The sequence below is a fragment of the Alterinioella nitratireducens genome (assembly GCF_013155465.1).
Lineage (GTDB): Bacteria > Pseudomonadota > Alphaproteobacteria > Rhodobacterales > Rhodobacteraceae > Alterinioella > Alterinioella nitratireducens.
Window position 1 is genome coordinate 112,698 of the sequence record NZ_JABJVX010000001.1, and the last position, 18,814, is coordinate 131,511.

Consider the following 18,814-nt stretch of genomic DNA (forward strand, 5'->3'; position numbering starts at 1 on the left):
GGTGATCTCCAACACACTCACCCTCAAACAGCTCGAGGCGCTCGTCTGGGTCGCTGATCTCGGCAGTTTCCGCAAGGCGGCGGCGCATCTCGGCACGACGCAGCCCAATATCTCGGCCCGGATCGCGGCGCTGGAAACCACGCTCGGCTTCAGCCTGATGGCGCGCGATGCCGGATCGGTCGAGATGACACCGCGCGGGCTGGATGTCCTTGAACAGGCGCGAAAATCCCTGCGCGCGGTCGAGGGCGTGCTGGACGTGGCCGCCCGGCCCGACCTGGCCGAGGATCGGCTGCGCCTTGGTGTCACCGAGCTGATCGCGACGACATGGCTGCATGATTTCCTGCGCGCGCTCAGGCAGGACTATCCGCGCGTCACGGTCGAGCTGACCGTCGATCTGTCGCGCACCCTGGATGCGGAGCTTGCCGCCAATGCGCTGGATCTCGCCTTGCAGAACGCGCCGTTTTCGCACGCGGCCACGGGGGAAATCACCTTGGGATCATACGGTTACGCCTGGGTCGCTGCGCCTGATCTCATGTCCGGTATCGACCCATCCACGGGCGTGGCGGGGCTGACCGCGCCGATCCTGACCCATGCCCGCCACACTCAGGCCTTCCAGGAATTGCAGGCCCACCTGGCCCCCGGTCCCGCGCCCCGGCTGGTGCCATCCAGCAGCCTCAATTCGGCGATCCTGATGGCGGTGAACGGCATGGGCGTGGCAATGGTGCCGCGCGCGATGGTGGCGGGGCACCTGGCGGGCGGGACGCTTGCAGAGGTGGACCTTGGCTGGCAACCCGAACCGCTTGATTTCGCAGCCCGTTTTCACGCCGACCGCGCGGCGGGGGTGGTCAGGAAAGCGGCGGACCTGGCGGCACGGGTGGCGGCAGAGGATCAATTGAGCGGATCACATTGATCAAATCGAATAATTTGATCTGATACAACGCGCCGCGTATCGTCGCGCCGGATCAGCTTCAGGGGACCGCGAATGGCAACAACTACCAACCGGCTCGGCGTCGATATTGGCGGCACCTTCACCGATGTGGTTCTGGAAACCGACAGGGGCCAGTTTTCCACCAAGGTGCTGACCACCTATGCCGCGCCCGAGGAGGCCATTATCGACGGCATGGGCCAGGTCTGTGCCAAGGCGGGGATCGCGGCGTCGCAGATCGGCCAGATCATCCACGGCACCACGCTGGCCACCAATGCCCTTATTGAACGGCGCGGGGCCAAGACCGCGCTGATCACCACGCAAGGGTTCCGCGATACCATTGAAATGCGGACAGAATCCCGGTTCGAGCAATATGACCTGAACCTGGAATTGCCGGAGCCTCTCTTGCCCCGCCAACGCCGCTACACGGTGGCCGAGCGCGTCGATGCGTCCGGCAATATCCTGATCCCGCTGGACCTGGCGGAGGTCGAGCGGCTGGTCGACCGGCTGGCCGAGGCCGGGTATGACAGCATCGCCGTGGGGCTCTTGCACTCCTACGCCAACGACGTCCACGAGCGGATGATCCGCGATGTGCTGCGCGACCGGATGCAGGATGCGATGGTCTCGATCTCCTCCGAGGTCAGCCCGCAGATGCGCGAATATGAACGCTTCAACACCGTCGTCGCCAATGCCTATATCAAGCCCTTGATGAAAAGCTACCTGTCGCGGCTGGAGGGGCGGCTGCGCGGTGAGGGTGTCACCTGCAACATCTTCCTGATGCACTCGGGCGGCGGCATCATCAGCCTTGAGAACGCGGCCGGTTTTCCCGTGCGGCTGGTCGAATCCGGCCCCGCCGGGGGGGCGGTCTTCGCCGCGCATATTGCCGCGCGCTACGGGCTCGACAAGGTGTTGAGTTTCGACATGGGCGGCACCACCGCCAAGATCTGCCTGATCAAGCACCAGACGCCCAAGACCTCGCGCGTGTTCGAGGTTGCGCGGAGTTACCGCTTCAAGAAGGGCTCCGGCATGCCGATTTCCATTCCCGTCATCGACATGGTCGAGATCGGGGCGGGCGGCGGCAGCCTGGCCCATGTCGATGCGATGCGCCAGATCCGGGTGGGCCCGGAAAGCGCGGGCTCGGAACCCGGCCCGGCCTGTTACGGGCGCGGCGGCGACAAGCCTGCCGTGACCGATGCCGACCTTGTCCTGGGCAAGCTGGACCCGGAGAATTTCGCCGGCGGCTCCATCGCGCTGCATCCTGACCGCTCCGAACAAGCGTTGACGCATGTCTTGGGCGAGGTGCTGGAGATGGACGCGGGCGAGGCGGCCTTTGGCCTCGCCGAGGTTGTCGACGAGAACATGGCCAATGCCGCGCGGGTTCATGCGGTGGAGAACGGCGAAGACCTGTCCGACTACACGATGATCGCCTTTGGCGGCGCGGCGCCCCTTCATGCCGGGCGGCTGTGTGAGAAACTGGGCGTCGACCGCTTGCTGGTCCCGCCCGGCGCGGGCGTGGGCAGCGCCATCGGCTTCCTGCGCGCGCCGTTCAGTTTCGAGGCCAACCGCTCGGTCTACATGCGCCTGTCGGAGTTTGACCCCGCCACGATCACCGGCCTGTTGGAGGAGCTGCGGACCGAGGCCACCGGGTTCGTGCGGAATTGCGACGAGAACGCTGAGATCCTGACCGAATACAAGGTCTACATGCGCTATGCGGGGCAGGGGTGGGAGATCCCCATCGTGCTGGACGCGGCGCAGGCCACCGCCCCGGATGCGAAAACCTTCCTGGCGCTTTTCGAGGCGGACTATGCCAAGCTCTTCGGGCGCAGCGTCAAGGGCATGGATGTGGAGATCACCGTCTGGTCGGTCAACGCCACCACCCCGCCCGAACATGTCGCCCGCGTCGATGCCGCGCAGGCCGCCGGACCGGCGACGCCGACTGGACAGCGACCGCTTTTCGATCCGGCCTTGGCGAAAATGACGACAGCGGACGTTGTCCGGCGTGCAGACATTGGCCTTGGCGAGACCGTAAAGGGCCCCGCCGCGATCACCGAGGATGAGACCACGATCATCCTGCCCGCCAGCCGGGGCGCCATTCGCCAGGCCGATGGCTGCATCGACATCACCCGTACAAAGGACACGCCATGAACCCCTCGACCGTCGCCTATCAGGTCATGTGGAACCGCCTCATCTCGGTGGTGGAGGAACAGGCGCAGGCCCTTGTGCGCACCGCCTTTTCCACGTCCGTGCGCGAAGCGGGTGACCTCTCGGCCGGGGTCTATGACGTGGATGGAAACATGCTGGCGCAGGCCGTCACCGGCACACCGGGCCATGTCAACGCGATGGCCGATGCGGTGGCGCATTTCATCCGCCGCATCGGCCGCGAGAACATCCGCGCGGGCGATGTCTACCTGACCAACAACCCGTGGGAGGGCACCGGCCACCTGCATGATTTCACCGTGGTCTCGCCGTCCTTCCACAAGGGTCGGCTCGCCGGGTTCTTCGCCTGCACCGCGCATGTCGTCGATGTCGGCGGGCGCGGGTTCGGCGCGGATGCCAACAGCGTCTACGAGGAGGGGCTGCACGTCCCCATCATGCACTTCGCCCGCGAGGGCGAGGTGGACGAGACCCTGCTGCACCTCATCCGGGGCAATGTGCGCGAGCCGGGGCAGGTGATCGGCGACCTCTACGCGCTGGCAACCTGCAACGAGATCGGGCATCGGCGGCTTGTCGACATGATGCAGGAATTTGCGCTGGACGACCTCTCGGGCATCGGCGGCTTCATTATGGAGAACTCCCGCCGCGCCACGCTGGAGCGGATCAAAGCCCTGCCGCGAGAGGTGGCGGAAGGCGCGATGACCGTGGACGGGTTCGACCGTCCCATCACGCTCAAGGTCAGGCTGACCATCGAGGAGGACCGCATCATCACCGATTTCGCGGGCTCCTCGCCCGTTGACAAGAAGGGCATCAACTGCCCGCTGGTCTATGCCAAGGCCTATGCCTGCTACGCACTGAAATGCGCCATCGCGCCCGAGATCCCGAACAATGCGGCGTCGCTGGCTCCGTTCGAGGTCACGGCCCCCGAAAACACCATCGTCAACGCGGCGCATCCCGCCCCCGTGGCCTTGCGCCATATCGTCGGCCATTTCGTCCCCGACGCGGTCTATGACGCGCTGGACAAGATCATCCCCGGCGTGGTGCCCGCCGAAGGGGCTGGGTGCCTGTGCAATTTCCAGCTGTCCCTGCGCCCCGCCGAGGGGGCGACGGGTGCCGTGCGGGCCGAAGTGCTGTCGTTCAACTCCGGCGGCTCCGGCGCGCGCCCCGCGCATGACGGGCTCAGTTCCACCGCCTTCCCCTCGGGCGTGATGACGATGCCGGTCGAGGCCACCGAACATGCCGGTCCGGTGATCATCTGGCGCAAGGAGTTGCGGCCCGATTCTGGCGGCTCGGGGGCGCAGCGCGGCGGGCTCGGTCAATACATGGAGGTCGGCGCGCGGGAAGGCCACGAGTTCGATTTCTCCGCCATGTTCGACCGCGTGAAGCATCCTGCGCGCGGACGGCGCGGCGGAGGTTCCGGCGGGGCCACCACCATCGCGCGCGATGACGGCACCGAAATGCGCGGCAAGGGCAAGCAATTCGTGCCGGAAGGCGCAAGGGTGATGCTGGCGCTGCCGGGCGGCGCGGGCTATGGCGATGTCGGCCAGCGCGACAGGGCCAAGGTGCGGCGCGACCTTGCGCGCGGCTATATCTCGGCGGAATGTGCGGCGCGCGACTACGGGCTCAGCGAGACCGAAATCGCCAGGGTGCAAGAGGCCGTGGAGAGGGGCGAGGAGGCGCAATGAACGAAGGGCCAGCGCATGACAGCTATGACGTGGTCATCATCGGCGGCGCGATCATGGGGTCGGCGACGGCGTTTTTCCTGACCGACATGGATTTCGACGGGCGCGTGCTGGTCGTCGAGATGGACCCGAGCTATTCCCAATGCTCCACCGCGCATACCAACAGCTGCATCCGGCAGCAGTTCTCCTCGGCCCTCAACGTGCGCATCAGCCGGTTCGGGGCGGCGTTCATCACCGACCTGCCGCGCCGGATGAAGGATCCGGAGGCGCCGCACCTGGCGATCCAGAATTTCGGCTATCTCTACCTGGCCGATAACGACGCCTTCGCCGAGACCCTGCGCGCCAGTCATGCCGTTCAGGCGGCCTGCGGCGCGGGCACCCGGTTGCTGACCCCCGACCAGATCGCCGAAGCCTATCCTTTCTACAACCTCGACGACATCATCCTCGGCTCCCACAACACGGTCGATGAAGGCTATTTCGACGGCGCAAGTGTCTTCGACTGGTTCCGCCGCACCGCCCGCAAGCGCGGGGTGGAGTATGTGGCGGCTGAGGTCGTCGGCCTTAGCCGCACCGGCCCCCGCATCGACAGCGTAACGCTGAAATCGGGCCGCCGCATCGCCTGCGGGCAGGTCGTCAACGCCGCCGGTCCCCGCGCCGCGCGCATCGCGGCGATGGCGGGCATCGAGTTGCCCGTGGAACCGCGCAAGCGCTACACTTGGGTGTTCCAGGCCGAAACCCCGCTGGACCGGCCCCTGCCGCTGACCATCGACCCCTCGGGCGTGCATGTGCGTCAGGAGGGCACGCAATATTACATGGCGGGCGGTCATGCCGAGCAGGATCCCGCGGTGGAGCCGGATGATTTCGGGATGGATCACAGCCTCTGGCAGGATCACGTCTGGCCCGCGCTGGCGGGTCGCATCCCGGCTTTCGAGGCGATCAAGGTGATGAATGAATGGGTCGGCCATTACGCCTATAACACGCTGGACCAGAACGCCATTCTGGGGCCGCATCCCGAAATCACGAACTTCCATTTCCAGAACGGATTTTCCGGTCACGGCTTGCAGCAATCGCCCGCCATGGGGCGCGGAATGGCGGAATTGCTGACCACCGGCGAATATCGTAGCCTCGATTTGAGCCCGTTCGGATTTGAGCGGATCGCCACCCACACCCCCCTTGTCGAGAAGGCCGTGATATGAACCTGCCCGCCAACCCCTTTGCCCGCGCGCTCAAGTCCAGGGACAAGCAGATCGGCCTCTGGATCAGCCTGGCCAGCAACATCGCCGCCGAGGTGACGGCCCATGCCGGGTTCGATTGGGCGCTGATTGACATGGAGCATTCGCCGAATGATTACCGGTCCGTCCTGGGGCAGTTGCAGGTCTTTGCAGGCAGTCAGACCACGGCGCTGGTGCGGGTGGAATGGAATGATACCGTCGCGGTCAAGAAACTGCTCGATATCGGCGCGCAGGGCTTGCTCTTTCCGATGATCCAGAGCGTCGAGGAGGCCCGGCGCGCCGTTGCCGCCACGCGCTATCCGCCAAAGGGCGCGCGCGGCGTGTCCGGCACCACGCGGGCCACGCGCTATGGTAGGGTCAAGGATTACCTGGCACGGGTCGAGGAGGAGACGGCGATCCTGTTGCAGGTCGAGACCCAGGCCGCGCTGGACGCGGCGGAAGATATCGCCGCGGTCGATGGTGTTGACGGCATCTTCTTCGGACCTGCCGATATCGGCGCCGATATGGGCCTGTTGGGCAACCCGATGCACCCCGATATCTGGGCCCGCATCCGCCCCGTCGCAAAGGCGCTGATGGCCAGGGGCATGCCGGTCGGCACGCTGGTCACGGATCCCGGTTTCGCGGCGGAACTGATGGATGAGGGCTTTACCTTCGTGGCCTGCGGGCTGGATACCGGCCTGCTGGCGCGGGCCTCGGACAAGCTCCTGGCCGATGTGAAGGCCCATATGTAACGTGATGTGACGAAAGGACATTCCCGATGATGAAGAAACTGGTTCTGACCGGTGCCGCCGGGCGGCTCGGCTCCTACCTGCGCGAACCTCTGGCCGCGATGTGCGACAGCCTGGTATCGACCGATATCAAGGATGATATCGGCACGCTTTACGAGGGCGAGAGCTATGTGCAGGCCGACATCGCCGATCTGGACGCGATGGTGTCGATCACCGAAGGGGCCGATATGGTGATCCATTTCGGGGCCATCGTCGATGAGGGCCCGTTCGAGGAACTCCTGGGCCCCAACTTCATCGGCGCCTACAACATCTGGGAGGCGGCGCATCGCAACGGGCTGCGGCGCGTGGTCTATGCCAGCTCGATCCACGCGGTCGGCATGTATCCCAAGAACCAGCATATCGGCACCGACGTGCCGCACCGGCCCGACACGTTCTACGGCCTCGCCAAGTGCTTTGCCGAGGATCTGGGCAGCATGTATTGGGACAAGCGCGGATTGGAGAGCGTGTGCCTGCGCATCCTCTCCGCCGCGCAGGTCAACAATCCGCGCGCGCTTGGCTCATGGCTCAGCTATGACGACCTGATCCAGCTTGTGACACGCGCCATCGACACGCCGGTGACGGGGTTCTCGATCGTCTACGGCGTCTCGAACAACGACCGCGCGCCGGTGGACAATTCCAGCGCCGCCTTCCTGGGCTACCGGCCCAAGGACAATGCCGAGGACTACGCGGCGGAGGTGCTGGCCAATTCCGGCCCGCTCGACCCGCAGGATCCCGGCCATATGTGCCATGGCGGTCCCTTCGCCAGCGTTCCGCTCGGCCAGGGCGCGGTGGCCAGCATGGGCATTGTCGATGACAAGAAAGAGACCTGATCCGCATCCCGTCCTGTCCGTGATCTTGCGCCGCTACCGGCCCGAGGTGGCGCAGGAGATCGAAGCGCTTGAGGCGGGCATCCGCGACGCGGTGCAGCGGTGCCGCGGTTTCGTCGATCTGCGCAGCAGCCGCTCCGAACAGGGCGGCATCTGCGAGCTTGTCACCGTCTTCACCTTCGCCTCCGACGCCGATCTGGCGCGCTGGAACGCCTCGGAGGCGCGGGCCGATTACGTGGCGAGGCTGGACGCGATCAGCGAGGCCGCCCCGGTTCAGGCCCGGTTCGACGACCTGTCGCTGTTGCCGGGCCCGAAGGCGCAATTGCGCAAGATCGAGGTCGTCGCGGTCCTGATCTTCTGGATCGTAGTGATCGCCGAGGTGCTGACCCTTCTGGCGGGCTACGTCCTGCCCGACCGTTTCACCGGCTTCTGGCGCGAGGTCTTGCTGATCTCCGTGAATGTCCTGCTGATCAGCTATATCTTCCTGCCCTGGTCCAGTCGGGCGCTGACACGGCTCAAATCCCGCCTCAGGGCGCGATGATCGGCTGCGCCTTCAGTTCGGGTTCCGACAGGTCCGCCCCGACGAATTCCGATCCTTCCTCGAACCAGCTGCGCGGCGCGGGCGCACCCCAGAGCGTCTGGCGCTGCGGGTCTTTCAGATCCCATTTGATCGGCTCCAGGTCGGGATCGACGGTCTGGTAATCCGAGACATAGATCTCGATCCGGTTGCCGTCGGGGTCGCGCACGTAAAGGAAGAAGGCGTTGGAAATGCCGTGCCGCCCCGGCCCGCGCTCGATACTGTCCACCCAACCCGTGGTCGCCATCAGGTCCAGGAGGTCGATGATGGACAGCGCCGAGGGCACCCAGAACGCGGTGTGATGCAGGCGCGGGCCGGTGCCATTGGTGAAGGCCACGTCATGCACGCCGCCCTTGCGGTGCATCCAGGCGGCCCAGATCTTTCCGCTCTCCTCATCCTCGGTGTATTCGGTCGTGCGGAACCCAATTTCGTTATAGAAGGCGACGCTGGCATCCACATCCGCCGAGAACATGTTGAAATGGTCGATGCGCAGGGGGCGGACGCCGTTATAAAGCTTGTATTGCTGGTGAATGGGCGCCAGCCGGTCCATCTGCACGTAGAATTCCAGCGGCACGCCCCAGGGGTCGCGGGTGCGCAATGTCTTGCCCATATAGGGGTTCTCGACCCACTCGGTTGGCAGGCCCTTGCCCGCAAAGAACGCCTCCGCCTTCTCAAGGTCCGGCTCATCATAGAGCTTGAAGCCCAACACGCCGACCTCGGATGTGCCGGATTTCACAAGCTTGATCGAGTGATGCCCGCGTTCTTCCATCGCGCGCAGGTAGAGGCTGCTGGCATCCTCATGGCTGACCTGAAGCCCGAGCGTATCGACATAGAATGCCCGCGACCGCGCGAGGTCTTTGACCCGGTATTCGACATGGCTGAGCCGCACGATGTTGAAAGGCGGATAGAGCACAGGGGGCGGGACGGGCATGGCGAACTCCGACTGGTTGTTATGGTGAACATGTTAAGCAATATATTTAACATGTCAACAAAAATTGAGATCAGAGATCGTCCAGCGCCGCCAAGGCGTCCAGCAGCGCGTCGAGCCTCTCGCGGCCCAAGACATCCTCGAAGCTCTGCGCGATGCGGGCGGCCTGGTCGCGGTTGGCGTCGATGATGGCCTGGCCCTCGGGCGTGATGGCCAGGGTCAGGCGGCGGCGGTCCTTCGCGTCGGTGGCCCGTGTGATGAGGCCATTGGCCACCATGTTCTGCGCGATCCGCGTCAGGCTCGGCAAGAGCAGGCTGGTCTGCTCGGCCAGTTTGCTGGCATCCATGGCCCCGTGCTCGGACAGCACCCGCAACACGCGCCATTGCTGTTCGGTAATGCCCGAGGCCGCCAGCATCTCGCGGATGGGGGCCATGACCTTTTCCCGCGCGCGGACAAGGGCGAAGGGCAGGGACCGGCGGGCAGGGGGCAGGTCTTGCGGGCTCATCTGTCGGGGCTCACCACGGTTGCATGTCTCGGGAATTACTTAATATACTAACTTATTGCCCCTGCACAGGCCCCGCGATGCCGCATTTCATCATCGAATACTCCGCCAACCTGGAGCCCGCCGTCGATATTGCCGCCCTGTGCGAGGCGGTGCGCGCCACCGCCGCCGGTATGGACTGCTTCCCCACCCCCGGCATCCGCGTGCGCGCCTTTCGCGCCGATCATGTTGCGATCGCCGATGGCGACCCGCAACACGGGTTTGTCGACATCTCCATCCGCCTGCGCGAGGGGCGTCCGCAAGAGGTGAAGGAGGCCGCCTGCGAAGGGATTTTCGAGGCCGCCCGCGCCTTTCTGGCCCCGTACATGGACGATCATTCCCTCGCGCTGTCCTTGGAGATGCGCGACATCGACGCCAGCCTGTCGCCCAAGACGGGCACGGTGCGGCGGCATCTTCCCGGTCGAGAATTTGGTTGACATGTTAAGTAATATGCTTAACATCGTAACTGAATTGAAGGAGCAGCGCCCCAATGTCCGAACCCGACCTCGCCCGCAATCTTGAGACACTCGACGGCTACCTCGCCCGCTTCCGCGATACCGGCATTCGCAACCGCATCGCGGGGGCGGATCGTGACGGCGGGGGGGGCGTGTTCCAGACCACATCACCGGTCGATGAAAGCCTGATCTGCGATGTCGCGCGCAGCGATGCGGGCGATGTGGATGCCGCCGCGCGCGCGGCGGCGGACGCCTTCCCGGCCTGGCGCGACATGCCCGCGACCGAGCGTCGCCGCATCCTGATCGACGTCGCCGAAGCCATCGAGGCGCGGGCCGAGGAAATCGCGCTCTGCGAATGCTGGGACACCGGCCAGACCCTGCGCTTCATGTCCAAGGCGGCGCTGCGCGGGGCCGAGAACTTCCGCTATTTCGCGGGGCAGGTGACATCGGCCCGCGACGGCCAGAACCTGCCCTCACCCACGCTGGTCAACATCACCACCCGCACCCCTATCGGCCCCGTGGGCGTGATCACGCCCTGGAACACGCCCTTCATGCTGTCGACCTGGAAGATCGCGCCGGCGCTTGCCGCGGGCTGCACCGTGGTCCACAAGCCTGCCGAGGCATCGCCCCTGACCGCGCGCCTGTTGGTCGAGATCGCGGAAGAGGCGGGCCTGCCGCCCGGCGTGTTGAACGTGGTGAACGGTTATGGCGAGGATGCGGGGCGCGCCCTGACCGAACATGCCCTTATCAAGGCCATCGCCTTTGTCGGCGAAAGCCGCACCGGGTCGCTGATCACCAAGCAAGGGGCCGATACGCTGAAACGTGTGCATCTGGAGCTTGGCGGCAAGAACCCGGTCATCGTCTTCGACGACGCCGATCTTGAGCGCGCATTGGATGCTGTCATCTTCATGATCTACTCGATCAACGGGGAACGCTGCACCTCGTCCAGCCGCCTGTTGGTGCAGGACACGATCAAGGAAGAATTCGAGGCCAGGCTGGTCGCCCGCGTCAACAACATCAAGGTCGGCCATCCGCTGGACCCCGCCACGGAAGTGGGCCCGCTGGTCACGCGCGAGCATTTCGACAAGGTCACCGGCTATTTCGACATCGCGCGCGCTGACGGCGCCACCATCGCGGCGGGCGGGGGCCGGATGGGCGAGGAGGGGTTCTACGTCAAACCCACGCTCTTCACCGATGCCACCAACGATATGCGCTGCGCGCGCGAGGAGATTTTCGGCCCCGTCCTCACCTCGATCCCGTTCGGAACGGAAGAGGAGGCGCTGCGGATCGCCAATGACACAGCTTACGGCCTCACCGGCTATGTCTGGACCAACGACCTGACGCGGGCCCTGCGCGTCACCGACAGGCTGGAGGCCGGGATGATCTGGGTAAACTCCGAGAACGTGCGCCACCTGCCCACCCCCTTCGGCGGCGTCAAGGCCAGCGGCATGGGGCGCGATGGCGGCGACTGGTCCTTCGAGTTCTACATGGAGCAGAAACATATCGGCTTTGCCACCGGGGCGCATAAGATCATGCGGCTCGGCGCGGGGTGAGCGTCGGGATTTGAGTATTTGGACCAAGAAGATGGGGGCAGGGTGATGCGATTTGCAACGGTGCGCGCGGGCCGTGAGCGGCTTTACGGCGCGATTGTCGAGGGCGGGTTCGTGGCGCTGTCACCCGATTTTGCGGAATGGGCCAGCCTGCGCGAGGTGATCGCGGCGGGCGGGCTGGCGCAGCTGGCCGAGGCCGCCGAGGGGCGCGGCGTGACGCATGAGACCGTCACCTATGACCTGCCCGTGCCCGATGCCCGCGCGATCATCTGCGTCGGCGTCAACTTCCCCGACCGCAATGCCGAATACAAGGACGGCACCGATCTGCCGCCCAACATGTCGCTCTTCCCGCGCTTTGCCTCCTCCTTCACAGGGCATGGCCAGCCGCTGATCCGTCCGCCCGAAAACCACACGCTGGATTACGAGGGCGAGGTCGCGGTGGTCATCGGCAAGACCGGACGGCGGATCGCGCAGGCCGACGCCTATGACCATATCGCCGCGCTGACGCTGTGCAACGAGGGCACGATCCGCGATTGGGTGCGCCATGCCAAGTTCAACGTCACCCAAGGCAAGAACTGGGACCGTTCCGGCGCGATGGGGCCGTGGCTGGTGCCGTTCACCGATCCGGCGCAAATCGACGAGGCGCGCATCGAGACGCGGGTAAACGGGGACTTGCGGCAGCAGGACGCGCTTGCCCGCATGATCTTTCCGATCCGCCGCCAGGTCGAATATATCTCGACCTTCATGACGCTGCATCCCGGCGATATCATCGTCACCGGAACCCCGACGGGCGCGGGCGCGCGGTTCGATCCGCCGCGCTATCTTGTGCCCGGCGACGTGGTGGAGGTCACGGCCACCGGCCTCGGCACCCTGCGCAACAGGGTCGAGGATGAGGCATGAGCCCCGAAGACCACGCCCGCGCCGCCCGCGACCTGCTGGAGGCGGAACGCAGGGGAACCCAGACCGGCCTGTTGTCGCGGCGTTATCCCGGCATGACGATGGACGATGCCTATGCCGTGCAATCGGCGCTGATAGCGGCGAAACTGGCCGAGGGGCGGCGCGTCATCGGCTGGAAGATCGGCCTGACCTCGAAGGCGATGCAGGATGCGCTGAAGATCGACACCCCCGATTCCGGCGTGCTCTTCGATGACATGGCCTTCGATGACGGCGTGACAATCCCCGCAGGCCGCTTCATCCAGCCGCGCATCGAGGCCGAGATCGCCTTTGTCATGAAGGCCCCGCTTGGGGGTGCCGACGTGACGCGCGCCGCTGTGCTGGCCGCGACCGGTTCCGTTGCCCCCGCGCTGGAGATCCTCGACACCCGCATCCTGCGCGCCGACCCCGCGACCGGGCAGACGCGGGTGATCACCGACACGATCTCGGACAATGCGGCCAATGCCGGGATCGTTTTGGGCGATGCACGGCATGACCCGGAGGCGGTCGATCTCAGATGGGTCGGGGCTGTTGTCAGCCGCAACGATGAGGTCGAGGAAACCGGGCTTGGCGCGGGCGTGCTGAACGATCCGGTGGAGGGCATCGTCTGGCTTGCGCGGCGGATGGAGCAATACGGCCAACGCATCGAGGCGGGCCAGGTGATCCTCTCGGGTTCGTTCATCCGGCCCGTCGAATGCCCGTCCGGCAGCCGCATCCATGCCGATTTCGGCGGCTTCGGATCGGTCGACCTGCGCTTCGCCTGACATTGTCGTCACTTTTTCGGAATCCGGTGGAAACCAACTGGGGGGTGCCCTAGTTTTGGTATGACTGCGGACCGGGACCACATCATGCGCCACCTCTTCACGATTGCCCTTGTTTCCCTGCTTTTGGCCCCACCGGCGCAGGCGCAGAATGACGTTCGATTTCAAGTCCTTGGCGGCGACGAGGCGCTGCGCGATGCGCTGATCGCGGCCTCGCGCCTGCAGGCCGTCACGGACGAGGAGGACAGCGCGAGTCAGGACATCGTGGCCGCCGCCCGGTCCGACTATGCGCGCCTTCTGGCGGTGCTCTATGAGCAGGGCTATTTCGGCCCTGATATTTCCATCACGCTGAATGGGCGGGAAGTCGCCGGGATGTCGCCCTTCGACCGGATCACGCAGGTCCGGAGCGCCGCGATCACGGTGGAACCGGGCCGCGCCTTCCGCCTTGGCCGCGCCGTCATCGCGCCGCTCGCCCCCGGCACCGACCTGCCCGAGGGGTTTCGCAGCGGCGCACCGGCGGGCACCGTGATCCTGCGCGAGACGACCGAGGCGGGCATCATGGGCTGGCGCACCCAGGGTCACGCCACGGCGGATGTGGGCAACCAGCAGATCACCGCGCGCCACAACGAGGCCGAACTGGACGCCGAGATCACGTTGGCCCCCGGCCCGGTCTACCGCTTCGGCACCCTGATCCCGCGAGGCGAGGAACGGATGCGCACCCGCCGCGTGTTGCGCATCGCGGGCCTGCCCACGGGCGAGGTCTATGACCCCGATGAGGTTGACCGCGCCGCCGACCGGCTGCGCGACACCGGCGTCTTCACCTCGGTCGGCTTCACCGAGATTCCCAACCCCGACGGCACCCTGGATGTGCAGGCCGAACTGGTCGAGGCCCCCCTGCGCCGCGTCGGGTTCGGCGCCGAGATCCAGTCGCAGGACGGGCTGACGGTCAGCGGTTACTGGCTGCATCGCAACCTCTTTGGCGGGGCGGAACGGCTGCGCTTCGACGCGGAAATCTCGGATATCGGCGCGCAGAACAGCGGCATTGACGGGTTCGTTTCGGGCCTTTTCTCGCGCCCCGCCGACCTGACACCCGACACCACGCTGGAACTGGGCTTTCGCATCGAGCATCTGGATGAGCCGACATTCGTGGAGGACACCGCCAGCATCAATATCGGGCTGGAGCATCAATTCTCGGACGAGCTGACCGCCACGGCGGGCGTCTTCGCACGCTATTCGGATGTGTCGGACAACTTCTCGGAGCGTTCGGTCTGGATGGTGGGCCTGCCGCTCGGGCTGACCTGGGATTCGCGCGACAACGCCTTTGACGCGGCCAGCGGCTGGTATGCCGATGCCACGCTGACCCCCTTCACCGCGTTCGAGGATGGCGGCGGTGTCCGCGCCACCGCCGATCTGCGCGCCTATTACGGCTTCGGCGAAGAGGACAGCACCCGCCTGGCGGGCCGGTTGCAACTGGGCACCGTCGATGGCGGCGATATTGCCGCGCTGCCGCCCGATTGGCTGTTCTACTCCGGCGGCTCAGGGACGGTGCGCGGGCAGGACCACCAGTCGCTCGGCGCGATGCAGAACGGGGTGCAGACAGGCGGGCGCAGCTTTGCCGGGGCGTCCTTCGAGATCCGCCAGGACCTCTTTGGCAATTTCGGCGCGGTGGCCTTCTACGATGTGGGCTATGTGTCGGAGGGCGCCTATGGAGAAGGGGCCAGCGACTGGCATTCGGGCGCGGGGCTCGGCCTGCGCTATGACACGCCCATCGGCCCCATCCGCCTGGATATCGCCACGCCCGTGTCGGGGGATGGCACCGGCGAGGATGTGCATCTCTACCTCGGTATTGGACAGAACTTTTGACCCGTTTCCTGATTGCCCTCTTCCTGATCTTCCTGACCGGCCCTGCCCTGGCGCAGGACGAGCAGGAGCGTGACCGCTCGCTCATTGTCGGCTTCATCGAGGATGCGCTGTCGGACGGGGCGGCGCGTTCGGTGCGGATCGACGGGTTCTCCGGCGCGCTCAGCTCCACCGCGACGCTGGAGCGGCTGACCGTCGCGGACGCCGATGGCGTCTGGCTGACCATCGAGAATGCGGAACTGAACTGGAACCGCTCCGCGTTGTTCGCGGGCCAGGTCGACATCACCCGGCTGGCCGCCGAGCGCATCGCGCTGGAGCGACTGCCCGTCTCCGAAGGCGGCGACATGCCCCCGCCCGAGGCGGTCCCGTTTTCCCTGCCCGACTTGCCCGTGTCGATCCAGATCGGTGAGTTGCAGATCGACCGGATCGAGCTTGGCGCGCCGCTTCTGGGGTTCGAGGTGCTGGCCAGCGCCAGCGGATCGGTGTCTCTGGCAGGCGGCGAGGGCACGGCGGCGCTGGACCTGACGCGGCTGGACGGTCCCGAAGGCGTCTTCGCGCTTGCCGCCAGTTATTCCAATGAAACCGGCGTGTTGGACCTCAACCTTGAACTGACTGAGGATGCGGGCGGCATCGCGGCAACGCTGCTCGACATCCCCGAAACCCCCTCGGTCGAACTGGCGGTCGAAGGGTCCGGCCCGCTCAATGACTTCGCCGCCGACATCACGCTTGCCACCGATGGCGAACCGCGCCTGTCGGGCGACGTCACGCTCAGCCAGTCCGACGCGGGCGCGCGGCAATTGGCGGTCGACCTTTCGGGCGATGTGGCGCGGCTGCTGGCCCCGGATTACCAGCCCTTCTTCGGCAATGCGGTCAGCCTTCAGGCGCTTGCGATCACCGCGCCGGATGGGGCGATGGTGCTGGACCGGTTCGAGATCACCACCGCCTCGCTCTCCGTCTCGGGCTCGGGCGCGCTGGACCCGTCCGGCACGCCGGAGCGGTTTTCGCTGACCATGCTGATGCGCCCCGCCGAGGGCGACCTCGTGCGCCTGCCGATCCCCGGCCAGCGGGTCGAGGCCGCCAGCGCCGACATCTCGCTCAGCTATGACCGCACGGCGGGGGAAAGCTGGCAGGGGCAGGCCTCGCTGATCGACCTGCGGCTCGACACGATGCAGCTGGACGAGGCGCAGCTTGACATGTCCGGCACGATTCTGACGCCGGATAACACGCTTGAAGGCGTCACTGCCGAAGTTGCCGCCAGTTTCGAGGGGCTGACGCTGGAAGATGACGCGCTGCAACAGGCGGTCGGCCCCGCCGGACAGGCCGGGTTCGACCTGGTCTGGTCCGATGGCGACCCGGTCGAGATCACCGATCTGACCCTCTCCACCCGCAACGCGCAACTCAGCGGCAGTGCCGATTTCACCACGCCGGAAGAACAGTTGATGCTGGCGCTGCAACTTGAGGGGATGCTGCCCGACCTTTCCGCCTTCTCGGCGCTGGCGGGCAGCGATCTTGAGGGTGCCGTCGCGGTCGAATTGCGCGGCGCGGTGGAGCTTCTGTCGGGCGCCTTCGACCTGCGCGTCGACGGCACCGGGCAGGAAATCGCGCTTGGTGTCGGCGAGCCAGAGGGGATCCTGGCGGGCGAGACCGTGATCAGCGCGCTGGCCATTCGCGACGAAGACGGGTTGCGCATCGACAATTTGCAGCTCGAGGGGCAGGAGATCACCGCCAGCGGCAGCGTGGCCCTGGCGAGCGACGCCAGCCGGGTGCAATTCGACGCGGCCCTGCGCGAGGCCGGTCTGATCAATCCTGCCCTCTCCGGGCCGCTGACACTCGCGGCGGCGCTGGAGCGCGGGGCCTCTGATACGCCTTGGGACGTGGAGGCCGAGGCGCAGCTGCCCAACATCGCCGTGAGCCTCGCCGGTCAGGTCGGCCGGCCGGATGGCGGGTTCGACCTGCGCCTCGACGGCGTCGCGCAGGATCTTGAGCTTGGCCTGGGCGAGCCCGAGGGCCTTCTGGCGGGCGAAACCGTCCTCAGTGCGCGGGCCGTGCAGGATGCGGACGGCCTGCGCATCGAAGATTTGCAGGTCGAGGGCCAGCAGATCACCGCCAGCGGCAGCGCTTCCATCGCGCCCGAGGCCAGCCGGGTGCAATTGGACGCGCGGCTGCGCAATGCCGGCCTGATCAGTTCCTCCATCTCCGGGCCGCTGACGGTCGCGGCAACACTGGAACGCGGCGCGTCCGATACGCCCTGGAACCTGGAGGCCGAGGCGCGGCTGCAAAACATCGCCGTGAACGCCAGGGGCCAGGTCGGCCTGCCGGATGGCGCGGTCGATCTGCGGGTGACGGGCAACGCTGCGCTGGCGCTGGTCAACCCGTTCATCGCGCCGCGCTCGGTGCAGGGCATGGCCAATCTGGACCTGCGGATACAGGGCCAGCCTGGTCTGCCCGCCGTTTCCGGCACGATTTCGGCCAACGGGTTGCGCGTCGCGGCCCCCAACCTGGGTCTGGCGCTGGAGAACCTTTCGGCCAATGTGCAACTGTCGGGCGGGCGCGCGAGCGTCAGCGGCCAGGGCGCGCTGTCGACGGGGGGCAATGTCAACCTCGATGGCTCGGTCGATCTGACCGGGCCGGGGCTGCCGGGAAATATCGACGTGACCCTGACCCAGGCCCGCATCGTGCAGGGCGATTTCCTGCAAACCGTGGTGACGCGCGGCGACATCTCGATTTCGGGGCGGCTCACGCAGGGGCCGACGATCAGCGGCCAGATCGACCTGGGCCAGACCGATATCGTCCTGACCAATTCCACCACCGGCGCGGCCGAACCGATCCCCGACATCCGCCACGTGAACGAGGACCGCGACTCGCGCATCGCGCGGGCCAATGCGGGGCTGATCGGGCAAGGCGGCGGCGGTGCCTCCGGGCCTCCCCTGCCGCTCGATCTGACCATCTCCGCGCCCAACCGCATCTTCGTGCGTGGCTCGGGGCTCGATGCCGAAATGGGCGGCGCGATCCGCATCGGCGGCACCACGGCCAATGTCATCCCCTCGGGCCAGTTCGAGCTGATCCGGGGCCGCCTATCCGTGGTCGGGCAGCGCTTCGACCTGATCGAAGGCTCGGTGACGCTACAGGGCAGTTTCGACCCCTACCTGCGTGTCGTGGCACAGACCGAGGCGGGTGACGTGCTGGCGCGCATCATCGTGGAGGGGCCGATCTCGAACCCGGAACTCACGCTCACCTCGACGCCAAGCCTGCCCGAGGACGAGATCCTGTCGCGGCTTCTGTTCGGGCGCGAGGCCTCCAGCCTCTCGGCGGTTCAGGCGCTGCAACTGGTCGATGGCCTCTCGCGGCTGGCGGGCTCGGGCAGCGTCATCGGCGGCATCCGCGACAGCCTCGGTGTCGATGACCTCGACCTGACCACGGATGCCGAGGGCAACGCGCAGGTGCGCCTTGGTCGCTATATCGGTGAGAACGCCTATACGGATGTGCAGATCGGCTCGGACGGAGAGGCCGAGGCCTCGATCAACCTCGATCTCACCCCCAATATCACCGCGCGCGGCAGCTTCTCCTCGGACGGGCAGAGCGGGATCGGCGTCTTTTTCGAACGCGACTACTGAGGGACGTT

At 66.3% G+C, this 18,814-nt stretch carries 15 protein-coding genes; 13 read left to right on the forward strand and 2 right to left on the reverse strand.

Annotation, left to right across the window (positions count from 1 at the left end; genetic code table 11):
• The first annotated feature begins 1 nt into the window (after window position 1).
• The 7 genes from HNS34_RS00505 (at window position 2) to HNS34_RS00535 (ending at window position 8,128) form a co-directional block, all read left to right on the forward strand.
• Window positions 2–910, forward strand: coding sequence for a LysR family transcriptional regulator (locus HNS34_RS00505; RefSeq protein ID WP_328700441.1), 909 nt, complete (start codon window positions 2–4; stop codon window positions 908–910).
• A 72-nt stretch (window positions 911–982) separates the two neighbouring features.
• Window positions 983–3,070, forward strand: a complete 2,088-nt coding sequence (locus HNS34_RS00510; RefSeq protein ID WP_172316928.1) for a hydantoinase/oxoprolinase family protein — start codon at window positions 983–985, stop codon at window positions 3,068–3,070.
• Window positions 3,067–4,764, forward strand: a complete 1,698-nt coding sequence (locus HNS34_RS00515; protein WP_172316930.1) for a hydantoinase B/oxoprolinase family protein — start codon at window positions 3,067–3,069, stop codon at window positions 4,762–4,764. The genes HNS34_RS00510 and HNS34_RS00515 overlap by 4 nt, the downstream gene beginning before the upstream one ends.
• On the forward strand, window positions 4,761–5,957 hold the full coding sequence (locus HNS34_RS00520; protein ID WP_172316932.1) for an NAD(P)/FAD-dependent oxidoreductase: 1,197 nt from the start codon (window positions 4,761–4,763) through the stop codon (window positions 5,955–5,957). Before HNS34_RS00515 ends, HNS34_RS00520 begins: the two co-directional genes overlap by 4 nt.
• Window positions 5,954–6,724, forward strand: a complete 771-nt coding sequence (locus tag HNS34_RS00525) for an HpcH/HpaI aldolase family protein (protein WP_172316933.1) — start codon at window positions 5,954–5,956, stop codon at window positions 6,722–6,724. Before HNS34_RS00520 ends, HNS34_RS00525 begins: the two co-directional genes overlap by 4 nt.
• A 29-nt stretch (window positions 6,725–6,753) precedes the next feature.
• Window positions 6,754–7,590: an NAD-dependent epimerase/dehydratase family protein gene (locus HNS34_RS00530; protein ID WP_172317854.1), complete on the forward strand. Its 837-nt coding sequence runs from the start codon at window positions 6,754–6,756 to the stop codon at window positions 7,588–7,590.
• Entirely contained in the window at window positions 7,571–8,128 is a 558-nt protein-coding gene (locus tag HNS34_RS00535) for a putative antibiotic biosynthesis monooxygenase (RefSeq protein WP_172316935.1), read from the forward strand. Before HNS34_RS00530 ends, HNS34_RS00535 begins: the two co-directional genes overlap by 20 nt.
• On the opposite strand, the gene hpaD is transcribed toward HNS34_RS00535, so the two are convergent.
• Together hpaD and hpaR are read right to left on the reverse strand one after the other, a co-directional pair.
• The gene (hpaD, locus tag HNS34_RS00540) at window positions 8,115–9,095 is read right to left on the reverse strand and encodes a 3,4-dihydroxyphenylacetate 2,3-dioxygenase (protein ID WP_172316937.1); all 981 of its coding nucleotides are present in this window, start codon (window positions 9,093–9,095) and stop codon (window positions 8,115–8,117) included. The two genes, HNS34_RS00535 and hpaD, sit on opposite strands and share 14 nt — an antisense overlap.
• Window positions 9,096–9,165: 70 nt before the next feature.
• Window positions 9,166–9,597, reverse strand: a complete 432-nt coding sequence (gene hpaR / locus HNS34_RS00545; protein WP_172316939.1) for a homoprotocatechuate degradation operon regulator HpaR — start codon at window positions 9,595–9,597, stop codon at window positions 9,166–9,168.
• A 77-nt stretch (window positions 9,598–9,674) separates the two neighbouring features.
• Here hpaR and HNS34_RS00550 point away from each other — a divergent pair, with 77 nt between their 5' ends.
• The 6 genes from HNS34_RS00550 to HNS34_RS00575 all read left to right on the forward strand — a co-directional run bounded on the left by HNS34_RS00550 (window position 9,675) and on the right by HNS34_RS00575 (window position 18,806).
• The gene (locus HNS34_RS00550) at window positions 9,675–10,070 is read left to right on the forward strand and encodes a 5-carboxymethyl-2-hydroxymuconate Delta-isomerase (RefSeq protein ID WP_172316941.1); all 396 of its coding nucleotides are present in this window, start codon (window positions 9,675–9,677) and stop codon (window positions 10,068–10,070) included.
• 53 nt (window positions 10,071–10,123) lie between these two features.
• Entirely contained in the window at window positions 10,124–11,641 is a 1,518-nt protein-coding gene (gene hpaE, locus HNS34_RS00555) for a 5-carboxymethyl-2-hydroxymuconate semialdehyde dehydrogenase (protein ID WP_172316943.1), read from the forward strand.
• Window positions 11,642–11,686: 45 nt separating this feature from the next.
• Window positions 11,687–12,538 (forward strand): fumarylacetoacetate hydrolase family protein, encoded by an 852-nt coding sequence (locus tag HNS34_RS00560; RefSeq protein WP_172316945.1) that lies wholly within the window; start codon window positions 11,687–11,689, stop codon window positions 12,536–12,538.
• Window positions 12,535–13,335 (forward strand): 2-oxo-hept-4-ene-1,7-dioate hydratase, encoded by an 801-nt coding sequence (gene hpaH, locus HNS34_RS00565; RefSeq protein ID WP_172316947.1) that lies wholly within the window; start codon window positions 12,535–12,537, stop codon window positions 13,333–13,335. Before HNS34_RS00560 ends, hpaH begins: the two co-directional genes overlap by 4 nt.
• 84 nt (window positions 13,336–13,419) lie before the next feature.
• Window positions 13,420–15,195 (forward strand): autotransporter assembly complex protein TamA, encoded by a 1,776-nt coding sequence (locus HNS34_RS00570; protein ID WP_172316949.1) that lies wholly within the window; start codon window positions 13,420–13,422, stop codon window positions 15,193–15,195.
• Window positions 15,192–18,806, forward strand: a complete 3,615-nt coding sequence (locus HNS34_RS00575; protein WP_172316951.1) for a translocation/assembly module TamB domain-containing protein — start codon at window positions 15,192–15,194, stop codon at window positions 18,804–18,806. The genes HNS34_RS00570 and HNS34_RS00575 overlap by 4 nt, the downstream gene beginning before the upstream one ends.
• The last annotated feature ends 8 nt before the right edge of the window (window positions 18,807–18,814 follow it).